This is a genomic window from Corynebacterium uropygiale, from assembly GCF_021568315.1.
Classification (GTDB): domain Bacteria; phylum Actinomycetota; class Actinomycetes; order Mycobacteriales; family Mycobacteriaceae; genus Corynebacterium; species Corynebacterium uropygiale.
The window spans coordinates 68279-88125 of the sequence record NZ_JAKGSI010000001.1; the positions used below are offsets into that span (position 1 = coordinate 68279).

Genomic DNA, 19847 nt, shown 5'->3' on the forward strand with positions numbered 1-19847 from the left:
CTTAGGCATGAGTGCGGACCACCACCACGAACGGGCCGACTTCCTTCACATCCCACGGCGCGCCGGGCGCGGTGAAACTCTTCGGATTGAAGTGCATGGCTTGGAATCGAACGTTGGGGTTGTTGGGATAGATGTCTTCGGAGATGTGCGTCTTCCAGCCGTCCTTCGCGTCATCGACGGAGCCGCGGAAGACGAACACATCGGGGGCACGCCAGGGCGCCGAGTCGAGCGAGCGGGTGAAGGCCTGGGGATCCGCCAGGTTATCCCAGGAGCCGCGCGCCCAGTCCTCGATGGCCTGGTTGCGCTTGGAGAAGTCCCCGAGTGGGTTCGCATAGTGGCTGGTCGCAGCCTGGAACCCGTAGTAGGGGTAGAGGGAGAGGAAGTCCCGCTCATCGGTTTGGACCACCGTGTCCGCCGGGTCCCTCCCGTGGTCGAGGATGAACGCGTTGATCTCCTTGTAGTACTGGCCGGCGTCGCCAGTGAAGCGGTCGGCGCGTTCGCCGTAGCCGTCCGTGTCGGAGTACGCGTGGTCGATGCTGCTCTGGTTCCGCGAGGGGATGGACTGCGCGTAGTGCACCCCGCCTCCCAGCAGCAGCACCATCATGAGGATGGTGATGGTCCGCGAGAGCCGCGGGCTCATCCGCTCCGGGTAGAGGCGCTCGACGCCCACCAGGCGGAACTCAGCGATGGCGAGCACCCCGGCCGTCGCCAATTGGAGCACAATGATCGTGTCAATCCGGAAGCCGAGGAGCGTGCTGCCCGCCAGCGTGACCACCATCGAAGCCACCGCCCACAGGTAGAACACGACGAGCCCCAGCCCCAGCGCCCGCACATCCCGGTCAAGGGAGCGCACGACGATGTATACCAGGCCGATGAAACACAGGACGCCCAGCACCGAGGGGGCGAGGAAGGGGATCGGGAGCTCCGTTCCGGCCTGGGGGAGATAGTGATTCGCGGTGGAGCGTGAGGTCACGTCGCTGTGCAGGCGGCCCCAGAGGAAGGGTCCCCACACGGTAGCGGCGATGAGGAGTGAGCCGCAGCCGATGATGAACAGCCGCAGCAGGGGCCGCCAGCTCCGGGACTCCCAGAGGGCCGCGACCGCGGCGAAGAGCACCACGGAGGCCGCGATGAGCGCCGTGAAGAGCGTGTACATCGTGGCGGACACGCCGAGGTAGAGCAGCACCGCCACGATGCACCAGCGGGAGCCAAGGAGCGCGCGGCGGGCGAGGATCGTTGCCGCCGGGGCCCCGAGGGCCACGATCGCCGCATAGGGCTCCTCCGCCGTCATGACGAGGACGATGCACGTGCTCACCAGCGCGATGGCCGTGCCCGCCGCGAGGGAACCCGTGATCCGCTGCCACAGCGGCACGAGGATGGAGCCCGCCATGGCGATGGAGATGATCGCCCACGGCTGGTACACCTCCCAGCCGGGGATGCCCAGCAGGTTCGCGAGCCGGCCGCCCAGCCAGAACCACCCGGCCGGGTAGTAGCTGGGCATGTCGATGTAATTCATGTCCCGCAGCGAGAGGTTCTCCGCCATCCGGGTGAGGAACTGGGTGCGGAAACCTTGGTCGACCTGCAGGCCTTCGAGGTAGAGGCGGCTCGCCGCGAGGGGGATCCCGGTGCTGCTCAGCACGATTCCGCCGGGCGCCACATAGCAGAGCGCGTGCGTCAGCCACACGCGCCAGCGCGGCCGCCGGAGTTGCAGCGGCGGGGTGTGGGTGTCTGTGGTGTCTTTCCGACGGCGGACGTCGGCGCGTTGCTCGTCGAGAAGCCACCAGAGGAGCAGGCCGCCCACGATGACGAGGATCGCCACGGTGCAGGCGGTCGCGAGCGCACGCAGCACCATGGACGTCGAAAAGGCGGGAAGATCCACGCGCTTGAGGATGATCCAGCCGAGGAGGACGAGGATCCCGCTCCCCAGACCAGCTCCGATGACGCCGAGGAGGGTCCCCTTCTTGCTCAGGAGATCGGAGGAGTAGGGCTCATTGACCGGGGGGTCAAAAAGATCCGGATCCGACATGTCGGATCCGGTGGCGGATTCTTGAATCGTCATGGGTTCTAGTGTGACATATGAGGTTAAGAATCCGAACCTCTATGCACTGAGAAGGCCGTGAGAACGGCGACACTCTAGAACGGCAGCTTCCTCATGATCGGCTTGGGGATGTGGTTGAGGGCCATCGCCACGTAGCGGAAGAGCGGGTGGACAAAGATCTCTTCCTTGCCATCGATGACGGCCGCCACGGTGTCCTTGGCGACGCGCTCGGGGTCGACGGTGAGCGGGGCCTCGTCCATCCCGTCGGTCATCTTCGTCCGCACCTGCCCCGGCCGGACCACGAGCACCTTCGCGCCGGAGCCGCGCAGCGCCTCGCCCAGCTGGACGTAGAAGCCGTCGAGCCCCGCCTTCGACGCCCCATACACGAAGTTAGAGCGCCGCACCTTCATGCCGGCCACGGAGGACATCGCGACGATGGTCCCATGCCCCTGCGCCCGGAACTTCTGCCCCAGCAGAACGCCGACGGACAGCGGCCCCGTGTAGTTGATCTGCGCGGAGGCCACGGCCTTGGCCTGGTCCTGCCAGAGTTCCTCCTGGTCACCGAGGGTTCCGAATGCCACGATGGCGATGTCCACGTCGCCCTTCTCCCAGGCGGCGTCGATGACCCCCGGGTGGGAGTCGGTGTCGGTGGCGTCGAAGTCGATCACGTCGACCTCCCGCGCGCCGGCGTCCTTCATCTGCCGGACGGCGCCCTCGACGCGGGGCGAGTCCTCACGGGCGGCGAGGATGACCCGCGCCGGGCCCCGGCGGAGAAACTCCGTCACGATGGCGAGCCCGATCTCCGAGGTTCCGCCCAAGAGGAGGATGTTCTGGGCTTGGCCCACTGCATTCAACATGCCTGAAGTCCTTTCTGTAGTCCCTGTAGTCCCTGTGCTCGTGCCTGTGGTGCGTCGCGGGGGCGACTAGTGAAGCTCCAGGCGGCGCGACATATCGGAGGCGAAGACGCCGTGCGGGTCGATGGCGTTGCGGGTGGCCAGCCAGCCGTCGAGGCCGGGGTACATGGCGTGGAACATCTCCGCGGAGGTGCGGGACTCCTTGGCCAGGTAGAGGCGGCCGCCGAACTCGAGGACGCGGCGGTCCAGGTCATCGAGGAACTCGCCCAGGCCGGGGCGGATGGGGAAGTCCACGCACACGTTCCAGCCGGGCATCGGGTAGGAGAGCGGCGCCTTGTTGCCGGGCCCGAAGAGCTTGAAGACGTTGAGCGCCGAGTAGTGCCCCGAGCGCTGGATGTCCCGGATGATCTCCTTGAACGGCTCGACGGCTTCCGTGGGCACGACGAACTGATACTGGAGGAAGCCCTTCTTGCCGTAGCCGCGGTTCCACTCGCCGATGAGGTCCAGGGGCTGATAGAACTGCGTGAGATTCTTGATGGCGTTGCGCGCCGGGGAGCCCATGAAGTAGTAGGCCTCGCCGACGGCCATGAGCGAAAGCTTGTTCATGGTCCAGGACGGGAAGATGTCCGGCACCGTCATGAGCTGTGGGGCGTTGAACTTCAGCGGATCCTTGGCCAGCTTGGGGGCGTATTCCTTCAGCTGGTCGAGGGTGGCGAGGGAGCCACGGGAAATGGTGGCGCGCCCGAGCTTCGGTTCCGGCGAGATGACGTCGAACCACGCGGAGGAGTAGGTGTAGTTCACCTCGGAGCCATCGGAGTGGAGCGCGATGGTCTCCTCGAGGTTGGAGGTGCGGTCCGTGTCGGAGATGAAGTAGGCGGTCTCCGTCTTGGTCATCCGGATCGTGGCGCGCAGGATGATGCCCGTGAGGCCCATGCCGCCGACGGTGGCCCAGAAGAGCTCGCCCTCGGGGTCATCGGGGGAGCCCTCCGGCTCGAGGTGGAGGACGCGGCCGTCCGCGACGAGCAGCTCCATCGAGACGACGTGGTTACCGAAGGATCCCGCCGAGTGGTGGTTCTTGCCGTGGATGTCCGGGCCGATCGCCCCGCCGATGGTCACCTGCCGCGTGCCGGGGAGCACCGGGACCCAGAGGCCATAGGGGAGGGCGGCCTTCATGAGCTGGTCCAGCGTCACGCCGCCGTCGACGTCGACGAGGGCGGACTCCGCGTCAATCGAGTGGATCCTGTTGAGCGGCGTCATGTCGACGATGAGCCCGCCGCCGTTCTGGGCGGGGTCGCCGTAGGAGCGGCCCATGCCGCGGGGGATGACGCCTCGACGAAGGTGCTCCGGCTTCTCACTGTTCTGGTCCGCCACCTGCTGCACAGCGGCGATGATGGTGTCCACGTCCGGGGTGGACAGAACGTGAGCTGTTGACGGTGCGGTGCGCCCCCAACCGGTCAGAGATTGTTCTGTGGTCTGCAGTTGCATCTTCCGATTTTCTCTCGTCGATGGAGTTGAGTTACGTCCTCTTACCCTACCTGGGGCATCTGGGCATTCCCTGTGTGCCGAGCGTGAGATAGATGACGCTCTCGCTGAAAAAATCCTTCGCGACGTGCAGAGTGAAACGAAGTCCGGCTGCGGGACGATAGGCCGACGCACTGCATAATATACGGTCCAAGGAAATAAACATTACGCCCCTCAAAACTTTTGCTGACCTGCGGATTTCTTAGTGGGCGTTCGGCGCGCACCCCCAGGAAGGGGGTAGGGGTGAGGCGGGAGGGAAGCGCTGCTCGGCGAGGTTTTGGGCTGAAAAACTGCACGTCGGGGGCGATTAGGCAATTTGATAGGATCTATGCACATAAACGGGAAATATTCCAGGGGAGATCTCCCGTTTCCTCCCCCTGGGATCCCCGCTATTCTCAGCATTGTCACGGAAACAGCAGGGCAAGCATGGAGCCCCGCACCCCGTGATGTTGTTGCAGAAGTCTGAAAGGAAGAATCCATGATTGAGTCCTCCCACACCATCGTTAACTCCGGTCTCCAGGGCCTCGGCGGCATCTTCAAGGCTGTCGTTGAGAGCATCACCTCCGTCGGTGGCTCCCTCGGTGAGGCCATCCAGAACCTCGTGAACGCCGTGTTCGGCGCTCTGTAAAGAGCCCTCCGACCTGGCGGTCAGAAAAGCCCCGGGCCTGTCCACACCTTCCGGTGGGCGGGCCCGGGGCCTTTTCTGTGCCCGGGGCTTGTGTGGTGCGCTCACGCCCTCCGCGCTAGAGGTCCATGAGCTCCCGGATGCGCTCGGGGAGCTGCTCCTGGGAGCAGATGGTCTCTCCCTTGTACTCGCGGAGGATGGCGTAGACCTCGCCGCGCGAGGTGCTGTCGAGCATCGGCAGCTCCTGGGCCATGAGGCGGGTCATGAAGTCATTGAGGGGGAGGTCCGTGTGCTGGGCGGCGACGTGCTCAGCCGCCTCGGGGGCCTTCTTTTTGAGGAATCCGAACATGGGAGCCACCTTAGCCGCCCGCCTATGATGTGGTGCATGAGTTCTCAGCATCCGGTTCTTGCCGTCGTCGATGAGCAGCAGGAGCGCACCGTCGTGTGGCATGTGCAAACGGCCCCTGGAATGGCGGAGGGCTCCGGCAAGCTCTCGGGGGCGTGGGTGCTCAGCGAGGAGGCGGGGGATGTGGACCCGGCGCAGCTGGAGGGGATCCTGGAGGGCACCCGGGTGGTGTCCGCGGAGGAGCCTCACCTTGAGGCGTTCGTCGAGGCTCTTCGTGAGGCCATCACCGAGCTGAAGGAGTACCGGATACCGGCGGGCTCGCAGAAAAAGACGCCCAGTGCGCCGAGGTTCTCGACGCCCACCGAGCCGGACCTCAACAAGATCGCCGAGGCCTATCACGGCGAGCCCGTGGGCCGGCGCGCGTGGACCGTCGCGACAGCCCTCGCCGAGCTGGTGAGCACGTGGCATGACATTGAGCGCCAACGCCGTGGGCGCAAGTACCTCAAAGAGGCCTTCGGCCCGGACATTCGAGCCCTGCCCGTGCCCCGCTGAGCCGCGCTACCCTGGTGGCATGTCCACCGAGCGAGGCCTGGCCACCGTCGTGCCCTTGTACGACGCCCGTGCGCGCCGCAGCCGCCCGGACGACGTCACGGTGGTGCTGAGCATCCAAGTCCAGAGCCAGGGGGTGGTGCGGGTCCTGGGAGTTCGCTCGACGCTCAGCCTCGCGGAGCTGGGCCACGTGGCGAGCGTGGCGCTCGGCGTGGCCTCCAGCCCGGACACGCCCGCCTTCTTCACGAGCAGCAGCTCCTCCTCGCCGCTCGAGCCTGGCATCCTGCTCGGGCACTGGCTTCGCGCGAGGGGCGATGATCTGGTCTTCCACTGGGGGCTGTGGTGCTTCGACGTCAGCGTCGTCGACATTCATCCGCGCGACCACGCCACCCCGGGGCGCCTGTGCATCGGCGGGGTGGGGGACTTCCTCGGACGGCCGTTCGATATTCCCCGAATCAATGCACACCTCACGGGGGTGAAGCATCGGCGTTGGCTCTTGCACTCCCTGCGGCCTGAGGTCCGAAGGGTGATTATGCGCGCTGGCGCCGATAGTTTCCTTCCGCTCATTCAGGCCCTTGATCTTTACCGGCCTCTCTGCCTGCCGGAGGACACGCGACGCATTCTCGATGCGCTACCCGTCGAGCAGGAGCCACGTGCCAGAGAGGCGTGGTGGCTGTGCGTGCTAGCGCTCAGCTGTTTGACGGGCGGCCCAGAGCGTCAAGAGATCCTGAGCGAGTCCTTTTATCAATGCACCGGGGAGGAACGCAGCGCAGAGGAGATCGCGTCGCTGTGCGCCGCCTCCCTGGAGGGGCTGCGGCAGGTGGGGGCGTATGGCGAGACGTGGGAGGTTCTGCCAGCAGACCAGCGCCTGGATCTCTACCGCTATGTGATGCGCGGTGAGATACCGAGTAGGCTGTGAGTCCGTGTCTGAGATCGATAGCGAGAATACTTCCCAGATTCCCCAGCCCACGGAGCCCCAGCCACTGCCGGTGCCGCCCACCGGCAAGACAAATAGCCTAGGGGTACAGGCTTTTCGGTTCATCGTGTCAGGTGGGATCTCCGCGGTGGTGGATCTGGGGTTGACCTGGATCTTGCGGCTGGGCTGTGGATGGTCTGTACCGCCGTCGAGGACCATCGGTTTCATCTGTGGCACAACGACGGCATACCTCATTAATAGGCGCTGGACATTCCAGGCGGAACCGAGCTGGCGGAGATTCATCGCCGTTGCGGTCCTCTATGCCCTGACCTATGGCATCAATATTGGGGGGCAGACACTCGGGGAACACCTGTTCTTGGCATGGGGATGGACGCCGTGGATCGCTCTCGTCGTTGCTTTTGTGATCAGCCAAGGGGTAGCGACGGTTATTAACTTTGTCGTACAGAGAGCGGTGATCTTTCGGATGCGGTAGGGGGTACCAGTTGGGGGAAGTGCTGCGAAGGTAAGCCCTTTCCGGTATATTTGTGCTCCACAAAGGACAATGGAGCGAACAAGCCTGCGGAGGGGCGATGAAAAAGCTCATTGCGCTGAGCGCGGCGGTAGTGTTGTGGGGCGCTGCGGGAGTGGCAGCAGCCTTGCCAGAGGAGTCGGGAAAGCGGGAGGAAGCTGCGGTTGCCGAGACCTTCTACGATCCTGAGGCGCCCCCTGAGCTCGCAGAAAAAACGCCCATCAGTGAGAGTCAAGGCAGCAAAGACCGCCAGATCCTTGAGAAGGAACGGGCAGCACAATTTGCTGAGGCTCAGGTCGGAAAAGGGTATGAATTAAATTTCGCTATCAGTCGATCCGCGGGAAGAGATTCTAAAAAATTTAACTGCTCCTCTCTGGTGTGGGCGTCCTATATGGCCGCAACGGAAGGGTCCATAGATCTCGGAAAAAACAGATGGATCTCCTTCTGGCGTTATGGGGTGTATCCTATTGATCTGGCAAACTCTGCCGACGCTAAAGAGGTTCAATAAATGAAGTGTATCCGAGGCAGCTTAGTATGGGCAGTGTCTTGTTGCTTCCTCATTACTGCTTGCTCTACTAGTGGCCAAGAAATAACTGATAGGCCAGACATTGGGGAGTATGAATATCTCGGAATGGCGGTATCCACATCACCGACCATGACGAAGGGGGCTAACGATATTATCATCGCTAGCGACTCTCGCGGGGAAGTGGATATCATTGCGGAAGACGGTGAGGTGTATCATAATTTTATCAGGCGATTAGGAAACTATTTTGCAAAAGCGGTCCCAGATGGAATACTGATATTCGATAAGCAGGGCAATCCGATCCGGAAGTTCGACACAGACACGGGCGGTTACCTTATGGATGCAAATAGCTCTGATGATGGTAATCTGCTTGGGATGTCGTTTAATATTGGACGGGCTCAACAAGGAAATCTGGGGGGAAATCGTCTAGCCTTAACGGATGGGAAGAAAGTTAGCTATATAAACTCGAATTACCTGGTTGAAGGTATGACGGTGTGCGATGATGGAAGGATGTTATGGTTTGATCGGCCTGATGAAGCTAATATGAAAGCAATTAAGGTAGCGGAGATGCGACTGGATGGAACGATTCGATCGGAAATCATCGATGGATACAAGTTTGAGAATCTTCACCGCGGGAGTTTTGACTGCAATGATCAATCCGCTATGTTTTTCTATTCTGAGGAAGAGCAGACTTACAGGATAAAAGTGAATGGGGTCTTCAGTGAAAATAACTCTACCGAGGTCCTCGGAGAGGAGCTCCCCTGGGAAGAACAGGCATTCGACGGTTTTTTTGTTTACAATGGCAGATACTACGAGGTGTCGGATACCGGCAAGCTTCGAGGTAGAGGAACTCATAGTGCATCCGACGATATCCAGGTACAGTTAGATATCGGCGGCGATCGAGCGTTCATGGCTTCTCGTTTTGGGAAGTGGCTTCTCGTGAACCATTTTCCTCGAGAAGGTAGCGATAAAAAATATATCACAGTTTTCGATATTGATAATCCATCCTGCCGAAGTGAACGGAGGACGATTTCTTTCAATGACTCTCCATTGATAGAGTCTAAAGGAAAAGAAATGGGAGTGAGGTTGATGCTTGCCAGTGTTGTTCCGGTTGGTGCGCCAACTGTGACATGTAAAAATTGGAGGTAAAGACTCGTGATGATGTGCTCTCGTGGGCCTTCTGTGCCATAGAGTTTTCTCTTATTGAGCGCGGAATTATCAAAGGATGATCGAACCTAGCATGATATGACGTTGCGCCTTCTCATTATTCTCACCTGATGTATTTGTGAAGACGATCGAGTAGGTGTTATTAGTGGATATCACCATACCTCGCGAAGTGTTCTCGGCGCCCCTTGCGGTGGAGCCTCAACCACTCACGGAAACCGGTGATATCGCGGCGTTGCACCAGGAAGAACCAGGCGAATCGTGCATATTCCTGGGGGAGGAGCCTCCGCATCCCCGGCTGGTTCATGAGGTATCCGCGGTTTCGATAGGTAAAGAAGCGCTTCACCTCATTGTCAGGGTATTGGGTGTGCATCCGCCCCCCAAGAATGGGCTTGAACTCCTCTGCGCCATCTGGGTGCAGGTATGCCGTTCTGAGACAGGTACCAAACCTCTGGCCGGAGCGGACAAGTCGCCGGTGATATTCCACCTCATCGCCACGGATGAAGAGACGGAGGTCGGGCACTCCAATGCGGTCCAGGGTCTGTGCAGAAAATAGCGCACCATTAAAGAGTGAGGCGATCCCCATGAGGACGTCTCCCTGCGGGTTTTTCGAATCGCTAAGTTCCTTACGGAAGCGACGCCACTCGAGGCCTCTTCGCAAGGGGAAAGCCAGCCTCTCCGGCTCCTCCAACGTGCACACGACGGGCGACACGGCGTCGAGCTGGTGGCGTCGAGCACAATCCAGGAGGTTAGCGAGGACCTCCGGGCCTTCGGGGCGGCCGTCGTCGTCGGCGCACCATACGGCATCGGCGCCCAACGCCAGTGCAGTGAGGAAACCATAGGCAAATCCGCCGCCCCCGCCAAGATTGTGTTGGGAAGGCAGATACACGCCACGGTCCCCCGCAATGTCCTCAAGGAGCTCTTTCACCCGGATCTCGTTGCCATTGTCCACGACGATGATGTGCTGGACCGGCCGGGTTTGCTCCGCGACCACTCGGAGGGAATGCTGCAGCAGCTCCGCCCGATGATGGGTGACGATAACAGCGGCAATCGAGCTCGCGGAGGAAAGAGAGTTCATGGGACTCATTGTGCCACGGAGAATGGTGCCAGCACTTTAGCGGCGGTTCTCGGCAATGTCTTGCATGAGCCGACGCACGTGATCCCCTGCGGCTTTCCCTTCGTAGGCCTCCACAACGTCATCGACGTACCCCGCCTTGCGGACACTCCCATGATCGATCCACAGCGCGGTGGTGCAGAGCTGGGCCAGGAAGTCATTGGAATGCGAGGCAAAAACAAGGATGCCCGATCGCTCGACCATCTCCTGCAGCCGGTGACGAGCCTTGGCCATGAACGCGGCATCGACCGCGCCAATGCCCTCGTCCAGAAGCAGGATCTCCGGCTCGATGGAGGTCACAACCCCGAGGGCAAGGCGGATCCTCATGCCCGTGGAGTAGGTGCGCAGCGGCATCGCGAGGTAGTCGCCCAGCTCGGAGAACTCGGCGATCTCGTCCATCTTCTTCTTCATCTGGCGGCGCGTCTGCCCGAGGAACAGCCCGCGGATGATGATGTTCTCATACCCGGAGATCTCCGGGTCCATGCCCACACCGAGGTCAAAGACGGGGGCGACGCGGCCGCGAATGTCCGCCGAGCCGCGCGTCGGCTCATAAATGCCGGACAGCAGGCGGAGGAGGGTGGACTTTCCCGCACCATTGTGGCCGACGAGGCCCACGCGATCCCCCTCGCGGAGGTGGAGGTTAATGTCCTTGAGCGCCTCCACGACGACGACGTTGTGCGCATTGCGCCCGATCGCGCCACCCGCCGCCCCGAGGAAGGCCTTCTTCATGGAGCGGGACTTCGCGTCAAAGATGGGGAAGTCGACGCAGGCGTTATAGGTATCGACGGAAACCATGAGCTCTTCGTTCTCCTTCTGATAAAACCCGGTTCTCTACACCCAATAGCTGACGCGGAAACGCCACTGGCGCATGGCTAGCAACGCGATGACCAGCCCCACCACCGTGCATGCCAGGACAACCCACCAGTGATAGGCCGCCACCGGCTGCCCAATCATGGGGGCGCGCACCACCTCGAGGTAATGGAAGAGGGGGTTGAGCTCGGCGATCTTAGCGCGCGACGACACTCCACCGCCCTGCTGATGCAGAGTGCTGGTCATCCACACGATGGGGGTGACGTAGAAGAGAAGCTGGGTGAGAGACTCTAGAAGCGGGGAGACATCTCGGTAGCGCGTCGCGATAATCCCAAAAAACATGGACACCCACACGCCGTTGAGGATGAGGAGCGCCATGCCGGGGATGGCCAGGAGAATCTCCCACCCGAGGTTGCGGGGGAAGATGATGATGAGGATGACCCAGATCACCAGGTTGTGTGCGAGGAAGAGGGTTTGGCGCCACACCAGTCGGTACACGTGAACAGAGAGCGCCGAGGGGAGCTGCTTGATGAGGCCCTCGTTATCAATGAAGATGTCGGAGCCCTCCTTGATACATCCCGAGATGAAGCCCCACATGATAAGGCCCACGGTCACGTGCGGGAGGAACTCCGCCACGGGGATGCCGAAGAGGAGGGAGTACAGCAGACCAAGGGCAAGGGCCATGACACCCGTCGCGATGGTGATCCACAGCGGGCCCAGGACTGAACGACGGTAGCGCTGTTTGATGTCTTGGATGCCTAGCTGCCACCACAGTTCGCGTTGCTGGAAGCCACGAACCAGATCCGCCCACGCGGTCCCAAATGTCTGGGAGCGGGAGGGGGGAACCGCCCGATCGTCCGACGCTGTCATGCGCGAAATGTCGTCCGCGAGCTGATGGCTGTGAAGCGCGGAGGCCTGCCCGCGCGGTTTCTTGTCCTCTTGTTCCTGCACGGAACTCACCCTAGCCGCTGGAGGTTGTGCCTTTCACCTTGGCTCTCGCATTCTGAGCGTGAACAGGGCATAATTCATGGGGATTGTGTCGGGATTGTCGGGTTCACAGCGGAGGAGGCAGCTGTCCATGAGCTATGACGTTGCTCGCGTGCGCGGGCTGTACGTCTCTATTACTGCTGGTTGGACTTATCTCAATGCGCATGCGCACCCGCAGATCCCGGAACGCGTGAGCAGTGCCGTGGCGCGTGCGTTCCGTGCCGCTCCGCAGGTGGTAGAAAGCGGTTCGGGGTATGGCTCACATTCTCGGCATGATGCTCCTGGACAGCTCCACTATGAGCGCTCGCTTCGCGAGGCGCGCATTGCCATCGCGGACTTGGTGGGGGCGACGCCCGATTGTGTTCTCCTCGGGACGGGGCTCCCCGAGCTTTATCACCAGCTGGCCAGCGCCATGCAGCCCATGCTGCGGCGCTCTTCCTCCATTGTTGTGAATGAGCTTGATAACCCCGAGCTCAGCGCCGCGTTCTCTGATCATCCGGTGGCGGAGATTCGCTGGGCGCAGCCCGATCTCGCCACTGGCGAGCTCCCCGCCTGGCAGTACCGCAATATTGTCGACGGCGGCACCCGGCTCGTCGTCCTCGGCGCGGCGCATCCGCTGTTGGGTCCAGTCGCCCCGGTGCGGAGGATCACGGAGATCACCCGTCAGCGTTCACGCGCCTGGACTCTGGTCGATGCCACCGCTTTCGCTGCTTATCGGCCCATTGACCCCGAGGACTGGGGCGCGGACATTATCGCTGTTGACGTGGGGCACCTGGGGGGGCCACAATTGGCTGCCCTTGTGTTCCGGGATCGGGCGATGCTCAAACGCCTCAGGGAGCTGCGCCCCGGCTACCCGGCCGATAGCGTTCAGAAGTTGGAGTATCCAGTGTCTGCGGGCCTCGCGGGCGGGGTGCCTGCACTGGTGGACCACATGGCCGGGCTCGTGGACTCGCGAGGGACTCGGCGGACCAGGCTCCTGCATTCGATGGGAGAGTTTGCACGCTTCTCTGAGGACATGGACTACTACCTCATTCACTCCCTGGAGTCCTTACCCGCTGTGCACGTCCTCGGCGTGTCAGGGGAGGCGGCGGCTGGCGGGCTTCATGACCGCATCCCGTGCGCCAGCTTCTTGGTGCACGGGGTTCCGGCCTCGACGGTGCACCAGCGCCTCCTCGACAATGGTTTGCTGTGCACCGTGACGGAAAACACGCCGCTGATGGAGGACATGGGGGCGGTCGATGCCGGCGGGGCGCTGACGGTGTCACTTTCGCCATTCTCCACGACGCACGACATCGACCAGCTCATCCGCGCGATGGCGTCGTTAGCTTAAACCTCCAGGACGAGCTTCCCAGTGACGGCACCGGAGTCGAGGAGTTCGTGCGCGCGGGCGGCGTCGGCAAGGGGCAGCGTTTCATGGATGTGATGCCGGATCCTGCCGTCGGCGAGCATGGGCCACACTGCTTCTCGGGTGGCGGCGACGATAGTGGCCTTCTCCTCGCGCGGCCGCGAGCGCAGCGTGGTTCCCCTCACGGTGAGTCGCTTCATCATGAGCAGCCCGAGGTTGATGGTGGATTTCGCGCCGCCTTGAATCGCGATGGTGATGAGTTGACCACCCGGTGCGAGGGCCCGAATGTTCCCCTCAAGGTAGGGGCCGCCGACCACATCAAGAATGATGTCGACGGTGTTCTTCAGCTCGCGTGACCAGTCGCTCTCGCGATAGTTGTAGAGGAGATGGGCGCCCAAATCTTTGCAATACCGCAGTTTCTCTTCTGAGGACGCGGTGACCGCAACTTCTGCCCCCATGGCCGCAGCGCATTGGATCGCGAAAGAGCCGATCCCGCCCGAACCACCATGGATGAGGACGCGCTGGCCCTCCCGAATCCCGGCGATCTGCCCGAGGTTATTCCACACCGTGCAGGCGACCTCCACGATGGATGCGGCTTCCGCCATGCTGTAGCCCTCCGGGATGGGAAGGAGTTGTCCCTCGGGGACGGCGACGTATTCAGCGTAAGCGCCGCCCGCAAGGAGACAGCACACCGGTTCACCAATGGAACGGGATGTTGTTCCTGGGTCCGCGATAGTACCGGCACATTCCAGGCCAATAATCTCCGATTCTCCGGGCGGAGCAGGATAATTACCCTGAGCCTGATTGATATCGGCGCGGTTCACTCCCGCAGCGTGAACTTTGACGAGGACCTCTCCCTCCCGAAGCTGCGGGGTGGGGACGGATCCTAGCCTGAGGCTGCGGGGATCAGACTCGTCAGTGAGGACAATGGCTTGCATTGTGGTGGGAAGAGCGGACTGGGAGTTGTGATGGTTCATGATTACCGAGCGTAGCGAAGCGGGCGAGTAAGGACGCCCAAAAGCCAGGTCACTGTGCTAAGAACCCACAGACCGATGGCTGCAGCGGTCCAGGAGTGGATGCTGATTCCCACCCCCACCATCTGCACTGCGATGACTGAAAGAAAAAGTAGCGCGGCGTTGAGGACGACGGAAAACAACCCGAGGGTGAGAAACGACAAGGGTCGGCTGATCCTGCGAAGAACAGGGGCGATGACGGAGTTCACCGCGGCCCAAGCAATGGCGGTGAGCAGATACGTCTGCCAGGGCTCGCCGTAGGAATTGTGCAGGCTAAGTCTTGGCACATACGTGAACGTGATGTAGAACGCGATGCCTGTGATCACGACCTGGAGCGCAAGATTCCACAAAAACCTCATGGGCAGACTCTAGTCCTAGGGAAGCCGATGAGGGAGAATCGTCTGGGCCCTCATGGTGCGCCGATGCGTGGCTGCTGTGGGCCACCAGTGTTCCTTGGAGTTGTCTGAGAAATCACATGGTTGGCGAGTGTGATGTAGGCGTAGCATTAAATTAGTTTAAATTTTTGTAACAAGGGTTACAAAGTGTGGTTCGAGTGAGGTCTTGAGGGGGTGCGTGAAGTGAGAGCGTTCGGTCGGTGCGTTTCGGTCATCTCGACGATTGCGATGTGTGGTGTGGCAGGGGTAGGGGTGGCTTCTGCCATGCCGGTTGATTTTCTGCCGTGGCCGTTCCCGGTTTCCGGGGTGGATCGGGCGATGCCCGATAGGGTGTCGGACCGGGTGACTTCCGATGGGTGGGTGGTGCACGCGGGCAAGTTTGGAGAGAGGGTGTTTGTCAATCCGCCGCTTGATGGTTCTGTGACGACGGGAGAGGCGTTTGGGTCGGTCGATTTTAAGGGGTGGATCGATGGTCAGGGGGATCCTGCTCTTTCTGGAGCAGTGTTTGAAGCTGGGTATCAGGTTGGTTGTGGGGTGGATATTTCTGGGGGCGTTGATGCCGAGGTAGCTTCGGTGGTGGGCTCCTCGCCAGCCGTGAAGGCGGGTGTTGAAGGCGGACCATCTGTGTCTGTGAAACTGCCGAATGTTCAGGGTGCTACTGCTGGAGTGGATGCTACCGGCACGGTGGAAGGGACAGTCTCTGGTAAGGCGGAAGTAGCTCCGACGGTGAATGCACATCTTGATCCCGGCGGAATCACGAATGTGGTGCTGGTGTCTATGCCGATGGATCCTCAGTATCTGCGTGCTTCTGGTGGTTTTTCTGGGGCTCAGGTCAAGGTGGAAGGGTGTATTGGTCCGGTCACCGTGAGGTCGTTTGCGACGGTGTCGACGACATCTCCAACCTCGGTGGATTCGGTGAGCGTGTACGGGGATCCGCAGCGTATCCGTTAGGAGATAAAAAGTGACAGGGCCAGGTGACTCAGCGCAGGACGTTCGTGGTGTATTCCCAGTGCAGGCCTCAAGTGTAGAGGGATCGCTTGACAATAACTCGCGAGGTGATCAGCCAGGTGAGTCCAGACTGGTGATTGCGTTGAAGCTCGTTGCGGGTGTACTGGTCGTGCTCATCGCTTTGCGGGAGTCGCAGTTCTTCGCTGGGCCGGTTGAGCGGTACGGATATGTGCCCGTGATGTTTGTGTTCATGGTGGTGATGATGGTCGGTGGGGGTTTGATGGCTTCTGGGGTGATGGGTGTGTGGTCACGCGTTTTCAGAAGTCAGAGTAGGTAGGAAGAAAGACGAGTGGTGGTCATGGATCCGTATGCGAAATCCTCTTTGCTGGAGGTAATGCCGGAAATGCGGGCCGGGTTTGGTCGGCTCCGTGGTCGCTTGTCTTTGTGGAGGGTGTTGATTCGACGCGGGTGCGGAATCGCGGCGGTTGCAATGTACCTGGCGTGTCTAGGGAGCGTGTGGAGCTTACCGTCTGTTGAGGCAAAGGAGCCGACAGCTGAGGATATCGCACGCTGTGAGCGGGAAAAGGCCGCGCGTGAGGCATGGTGGGAGGATACGTACCGCAGGACGCATCCTGGTCATGTGGGTCCTATTCCTCCGAATCCTGTGCCGTATGTGTGCGGTCCTGTGCCGGATGATCCTCCGGCAGTGCCCAGTGGTCCAGAAGAAGTCGATGATGCACCGACGCGGGCGCATCGTTATGAAGGTTTTGATACGCAGGTCAACCCGTATGAGCAGGACATGCAGGTTGGGAGCCCGCGGAGAGGATTGGCCGAGCGGGTCACACGGCATGGAGAAGAAGCACACACGCGTAGTGGTCCGGCGGAATCGAATGTTCCCGAGGTCGTGCCGTGGGAGATAAGCCTTCCTGACCGAGTAGTGCGTGTGGCGGATGCCGGTGAAGGGGAGGTAGCTGTAATTGATAATGAGGGGGCAGCTACCGGGGAAATAATTGTGAGAGATCCGGTGACGGGCGAAGAACGGGTGGATACTCGTGATGGGTTGGCTGGTGAGCAGCTAGTCAATCCTGAAGAAAGGGATAGCCCAGCGCGTGACGGTGAGGTATCGGTTAACGCTGGCCGTGACGAGAACTCTTCTCACGAGGCGCATGGAAGTATTGATCTGCAGAAAAGTGGTACTGACGCATTGCCTATAGGCCCGGTTGGTGCGGCAGGGGCGGTCGCAGGCGTGATGGTGGCGTTGAGACGTCGAAACCGTGTGTGGCGTAGGAACATTCAGTGGGGTGGGGGCAGGGATCAATCGTTGGTGGTGTTGGAGGGGCCTGACTCACCACGACAGCATCGCTTTAACATGGATGTTCCTAACGGAGGCCGCTTGATAAAAGATGCTGATGGTGGGGTCAGTGTTGTGAATGGGCAGGGGGAGATCGTGGAATGGGTACGGCCTCCATGGGCATATGACATATCTGGGCGGGTGGTGCCGACCTGGTTTGAGGTGGATAACACTACGGGTGAGATCATTCAGGTGGTTGATCCTGAGCGGTCAACGGTGCTGCCAGTGGTAGCAGATCCGGACAAGACAAAGACGGCAGGAGAGGAATCATCCGGGAAAAATTCCCTGTGGCAGAAGACGAAGAGTCTTGCCGGTAAAGGATGGGAAAAAACGAAATCTGTCGCTCGCGCAGGAAAGAACAAGATCACCGGCTGGGAATCAGGACAACAAGAGGAGTATAAGCGTAAAGGTGAGCGGCAGCGCGAGGAGTATCGTCATAGCCGGAATGCGCTCAACGGAATGTATCTAGGGCCAGTATCAGGAACCGGAAAACAGAATAGGAAGGCCCATGGAGCAGCTTCTACCCCTAGTGGAACAATTGCGCAATTGCCTACCAATAGGAATAAGTATTATGACCCTGATATAGATGACGGACTTGATACGACCCTCCCCACAAGACAACCCGGTTTTATTGGGCCAGTTACTTTGGAAGATGCTGCCGGGCAGGCAAGAAACCGAGCCCGTCGTAATGTCAAGGTAGATCCGGGCAACATGAATGATCCTCGGTTCCCGGGGGATTCTTACCAAGGTGATGATGCGTACAGCAGGTCTGTGCGGGAGATCGAGAGTAAGGGACCTCGTGCCAAGAATCCTAACGTAGTACCCCCGTCTGTTGGGGCTAGTGACGTAGGGATGTTTATCCAGGGTGCAGGTACCGGTGCTGGCTTTAGTGCGGCAGAATATAGCGCACGTGGCCTTGAAGGTGTAGGTGATCTTGCCCAGGTTGCTCGGGTGGGTAGTCGTGCGTTTGGTGCTGGTGGTGCTCTACTGGGCGCTGAGATTGATCGTCGGCAGGGAATGGATGCAAAAGAGGCTTATATATCTAATATGGGAGGTGGGATGGTGGGAGCTGCAACGGTGGCCGCGGTTACGGCGTTTCTACCAGTGACGCTCCCGGTATGGGGTGTGGGTTTATTAATAGTTGGAGGCGGTGCGGTAACGTTGGGTGCCACTAAAGGAATTCAGTATCTTTACGAGAATGCGATGAGTGATGAGTGTAAATAACGATGAACAGTACGGGGGTATTATTGTGACCCTCACTTATGCGGTGGTGTGGGTTATTCCAGCATCTGTAAGTACAATATTGGCCTTGAGGGACAGCGATTGGGGATTAATGTTTATATCCTTAATGCACTGGAGCTTAGGACCAATTGCAGTTCTGGCGTTATGGGCTATTTTTCCTCGTATTCTGCCAAGAAATATGCTTAAAATAACGAGGATCAGCTTCGGAATCTCTGTGAAAACCAGTCTCCTTCGCTTGCCCCTCATTTCATTGGCTGCGGTTTCCCCGTTATTAATTCTTGGATGTCTATCATTTGGTCATGCTCCAGACTACCGCGAGCGGGGAATGATACTCACCGGAATCGGCTATTGCGTTTTACTCATTTGGCGTGTTTCGCGTTCAACTTATCGAGGAGATGCCGTAATTAATATTGGCACTGAAGGGATACTTATTCAGACCTGGATGTGCTTTTCCTGCCAATGGGAGGATATAGAAGAGATAATAATAAAGAGGAAGATGTTATTTCCCTCTATTGAGATAACTGGAAGAATCAAGAGCATTTCTGGCTCAGGAGAGCGTGTGGTGTTTACAACGGGCAGATTGACTACAATCCTATTCGGATATCCGCACAGTGATTTCATGAAGTATATTAATTTATATGCCCCGGAGAAGCTGCGCTGCAAGAATTGTTTGCTTTGATGGAGGGGAGAATAACAGCCTTCAGACTAATGCAATTGGCAAAATAGTATTGTTGCCCGACTAGTGAACTGTAGGCGTTGTTCAGTGCGCCAATGGTTTCACGAAGTTTTGGAGTTTCTGCTCGCTGCAATGCATTGAGGTGCGTATACTGACGTTCGCGGCGTGCGGACAAGTTGGTTAGTTGGCTGCCCCCGCGGATTTCCACGAAAGCCTAGCCATCCGGTAGTGTGTACGTGTCGCTCCCTACTGGTGGAGCACAATGGAGGCGTGGCAGAGCGGCCGAATGCACTGGTCTTGAAAACCAGCGATGGGCAACCATCCGCGGGTTCAAATCCCGCCGCCTCCGCCACGGGGGGTAGTGCTGCGCGGGGGGCTAGGCGCGCAGAGGCCGGGTGATGATAGAGAGCACCCACGTCACCGCGCTGAGGACGGCAAGCCCCAGAATCGCCGACGCCCACGTCTGAATGCTGATGCCCACTCCCACCATCTGGAGGGCCACGAGGGAGAGAAAGAGCAGCAAGGCATTAATAATGACAGAAAAGAGCCCGAGGCTGAGGATCGTGAAGGGCAGCCCCAGGGTGCGGAGGAGAGGGCCGAGCACCGACTGCACCAGCGACCACGCGAGAGCCGCCACCACGTATGTCTGCCATGGCTCGCCGTAGGAGCTTCGGAGGCTGAGGCCGGGGACATACGTCAGCGCGATGTACAGTGCGATCGCCGTGACAATCACCTGGAGGGCGAAATTCCACAAAAACCTCATGAGTTGACTGTAGTCCCTTGAGTACCGGGGGCGGGGGAGTGGCCTTCTGTCTGGCATCGTTGCACACTGTGACGGGGGTAATGATCTCGGTGCGGGACGGCGGTGTTGGTGCTGGTGAGAAGGCGGGGAGCGCGCGACGTG

Annotated in this window: 20 protein-coding genes and 1 tRNA gene; 11 read left to right on the forward strand and 10 right to left on the reverse strand. The window is 60.0% G+C overall.

All coding sequences use genetic code 11. From position 1 onward, the window contains the following. Position 1: 1 nt before the first annotated feature. From L1O03_RS00305 to L1O03_RS00315, 3 genes are all read right to left on the reverse strand, one after another. Positions 2-2056, reverse strand: a complete 2055-nt coding sequence (locus tag L1O03_RS00305) for a galactan 5-O-arabinofuranosyltransferase (protein ID WP_236117443.1) — start codon at positions 2054-2056, stop codon at positions 2-4. Between the two features lie 74 nt (positions 2057-2130). Then, positions 2131-2892, reverse strand: a complete 762-nt coding sequence (locus L1O03_RS00310) for a decaprenylphospho-beta-D-erythro-pentofuranosid-2-ulose 2-reductase (RefSeq protein WP_236117444.1) — start codon at positions 2890-2892, stop codon at positions 2131-2133. Positions 2893-2958: 66 nt separating this feature from the next. Beyond that, positions 2959-4374: a decaprenylphosphoryl-beta-D-ribose oxidase gene (locus tag L1O03_RS00315; protein WP_236117445.1), complete on the reverse strand. Its 1416-nt coding sequence runs from the start codon at positions 4372-4374 to the stop codon at positions 2959-2961. A 514-nt stretch (positions 4375-4888) separates the two neighbouring features. Here L1O03_RS00315 and L1O03_RS00320 point away from each other — a divergent pair. Continuing rightward, positions 4889-5038 carry a hypothetical protein gene (locus tag L1O03_RS00320; protein WP_236117446.1) on the forward strand — a complete coding sequence of 50 codons (150 nt, stop codon included), beginning with the start codon at positions 4889-4891 and terminating at the stop codon, positions 5036-5038. A 115-nt stretch (positions 5039-5153) separates the two neighbouring features. Here the strand turns inward: L1O03_RS00320 and L1O03_RS00325 are convergent, their stop codons facing one another. Then, positions 5154-5384: a hypothetical protein gene (locus L1O03_RS00325; protein ID WP_236117447.1), complete on the reverse strand. Its 231-nt coding sequence runs from the start codon at positions 5382-5384 to the stop codon at positions 5154-5156. Between the two features lie 36 nt (positions 5385-5420). Here L1O03_RS00325 and L1O03_RS00330 point away from each other — a divergent pair, with 36 nt between their 5' ends. From L1O03_RS00330 to L1O03_RS00350, 5 genes are all read left to right on the forward strand, one after another. Next, positions 5421-5933, forward strand: a complete 513-nt coding sequence (locus L1O03_RS00330; protein ID WP_236117448.1) for a hypothetical protein — start codon at positions 5421-5423, stop codon at positions 5931-5933. 19 nt (positions 5934-5952) lie between these two features. After that, the gene (locus tag L1O03_RS00335) at positions 5953-6849 is read left to right on the forward strand and encodes a hypothetical protein (protein ID WP_236117449.1); all 897 of its coding nucleotides are present in this window, start codon (positions 5953-5955) and stop codon (positions 6847-6849) included. A gap of 64 nt (positions 6850-6913) precedes the next feature. Next, the gene (locus L1O03_RS00340; protein WP_236118017.1) at positions 6914-7339 is read left to right on the forward strand and encodes a GtrA family protein; all 426 of its coding nucleotides are present in this window, start codon (positions 6914-6916) and stop codon (positions 7337-7339) included. A 97-nt stretch (positions 7340-7436) separates the two neighbouring features. Further along, entirely contained in the window at positions 7437-7883 is a 447-nt protein-coding gene (locus L1O03_RS00345) for a hypothetical protein (RefSeq protein WP_236117450.1), read from the forward strand. A gap of 147 nt (positions 7884-8030) precedes the next feature. Then, the gene (locus L1O03_RS00350) at positions 8031-9047 is read left to right on the forward strand and encodes a hypothetical protein (protein WP_236117451.1); all 1017 of its coding nucleotides are present in this window, start codon (positions 8031-8033) and stop codon (positions 9045-9047) included. A gap of 160 nt (positions 9048-9207) precedes the next feature. Here the strand turns inward: L1O03_RS00350 and glfT1 are convergent, their stop codons facing one another. Genes glfT1 through wzm form a run of 3 tightly spaced genes read right to left on the reverse strand, consistent with a single transcriptional unit; the run spans position 9208 to position 11856 of the window. Beyond that, positions 9208-10149, reverse strand: coding sequence for a galactofuranosyltransferase GlfT1 (gene glfT1 / locus L1O03_RS00355; protein ID WP_275949247.1), 942 nt, complete (start codon positions 10147-10149; stop codon positions 9208-9210). A 27-nt stretch (positions 10150-10176) separates the two neighbouring features. Beyond that, positions 10177-10971 (reverse strand): galactan export ABC transporter ATP-binding subunit Wzt/RfbE, encoded by a 795-nt coding sequence (gene wzt, locus L1O03_RS00360; RefSeq protein ID WP_236117453.1) that lies wholly within the window; start codon positions 10969-10971, stop codon positions 10177-10179. 36 nt (positions 10972-11007) lie between these two features. Continuing rightward, positions 11008-11856: a galactan export ABC transporter permease subunit Wzm/RfbD gene (gene wzm / locus L1O03_RS00365; protein ID WP_236117454.1), complete on the reverse strand. Its 849-nt coding sequence runs from the start codon at positions 11854-11856 to the stop codon at positions 11008-11010. Positions 11857-12064: 208 nt separating this feature from the next. On the opposite strand from wzm, the gene L1O03_RS00370 reads away from it, so the two are divergent. Further along, complete coding sequence (locus tag L1O03_RS00370) at positions 12065-13303, forward strand: aminotransferase class V-fold PLP-dependent enzyme (RefSeq protein WP_236117455.1); 1239 nt, start codon at positions 12065-12067, stop codon at positions 13301-13303. On the opposite strand, the gene L1O03_RS00375 is transcribed toward L1O03_RS00370, so the two are convergent. Together L1O03_RS00375 and L1O03_RS00380 are read right to left on the reverse strand one after the other, a co-directional pair. Then, positions 13300-14256, reverse strand: a complete 957-nt coding sequence (locus L1O03_RS00375) for an NAD(P)H-quinone oxidoreductase (protein WP_236118018.1) — start codon at positions 14254-14256, stop codon at positions 13300-13302. The genes L1O03_RS00370 and L1O03_RS00375 overlap by 4 nt on opposite strands. A 41-nt stretch (positions 14257-14297) precedes the next feature. Continuing rightward, positions 14298-14690: a phage holin family protein gene (locus tag L1O03_RS00380; RefSeq protein ID WP_236117456.1), complete on the reverse strand. Its 393-nt coding sequence runs from the start codon at positions 14688-14690 to the stop codon at positions 14298-14300. A 300-nt stretch (positions 14691-14990) separates the two neighbouring features. Between L1O03_RS00380 and L1O03_RS00385 the strand changes: the two genes are divergently transcribed. The 4 genes from L1O03_RS00385 (at position 14991) to L1O03_RS00400 (ending at position 19295) form a co-directional block, all read left to right on the forward strand. Continuing rightward, positions 14991-15677, forward strand: a complete 687-nt coding sequence (locus L1O03_RS00385) for an MspA family porin (protein WP_236117457.1) — start codon at positions 14991-14993, stop codon at positions 15675-15677. Between the two features lie 346 nt (positions 15678-16023). Continuing rightward, positions 16024-18249 carry a hypothetical protein gene (locus L1O03_RS00390; protein ID WP_236117458.1) on the forward strand — a complete coding sequence of 742 codons (2226 nt, stop codon included), beginning with the start codon at positions 16024-16026 and terminating at the stop codon, positions 18247-18249. After that, entirely contained in the window at positions 18236-18946 is a 711-nt protein-coding gene (locus L1O03_RS00395) for a hypothetical protein (RefSeq protein WP_236117459.1), read from the forward strand. Before L1O03_RS00390 ends, L1O03_RS00395 begins: the two co-directional genes overlap by 14 nt. Positions 18947-19207: 261 nt before the next feature. Then, a tRNA-Ser gene (locus tag L1O03_RS00400) sits at positions 19208-19295 on the forward strand. A gap of 24 nt (positions 19296-19319) precedes the next feature. Here L1O03_RS00400 and L1O03_RS00405 read toward each other — a convergent pair. Continuing rightward, positions 19320-19706 carry a phage holin family protein gene (locus tag L1O03_RS00405; protein WP_236117460.1) on the reverse strand — a complete coding sequence of 129 codons (387 nt, stop codon included), beginning with the start codon at positions 19704-19706 and terminating at the stop codon, positions 19320-19322. Between the last annotated feature and the right edge of the window lie 141 nt (positions 19707-19847).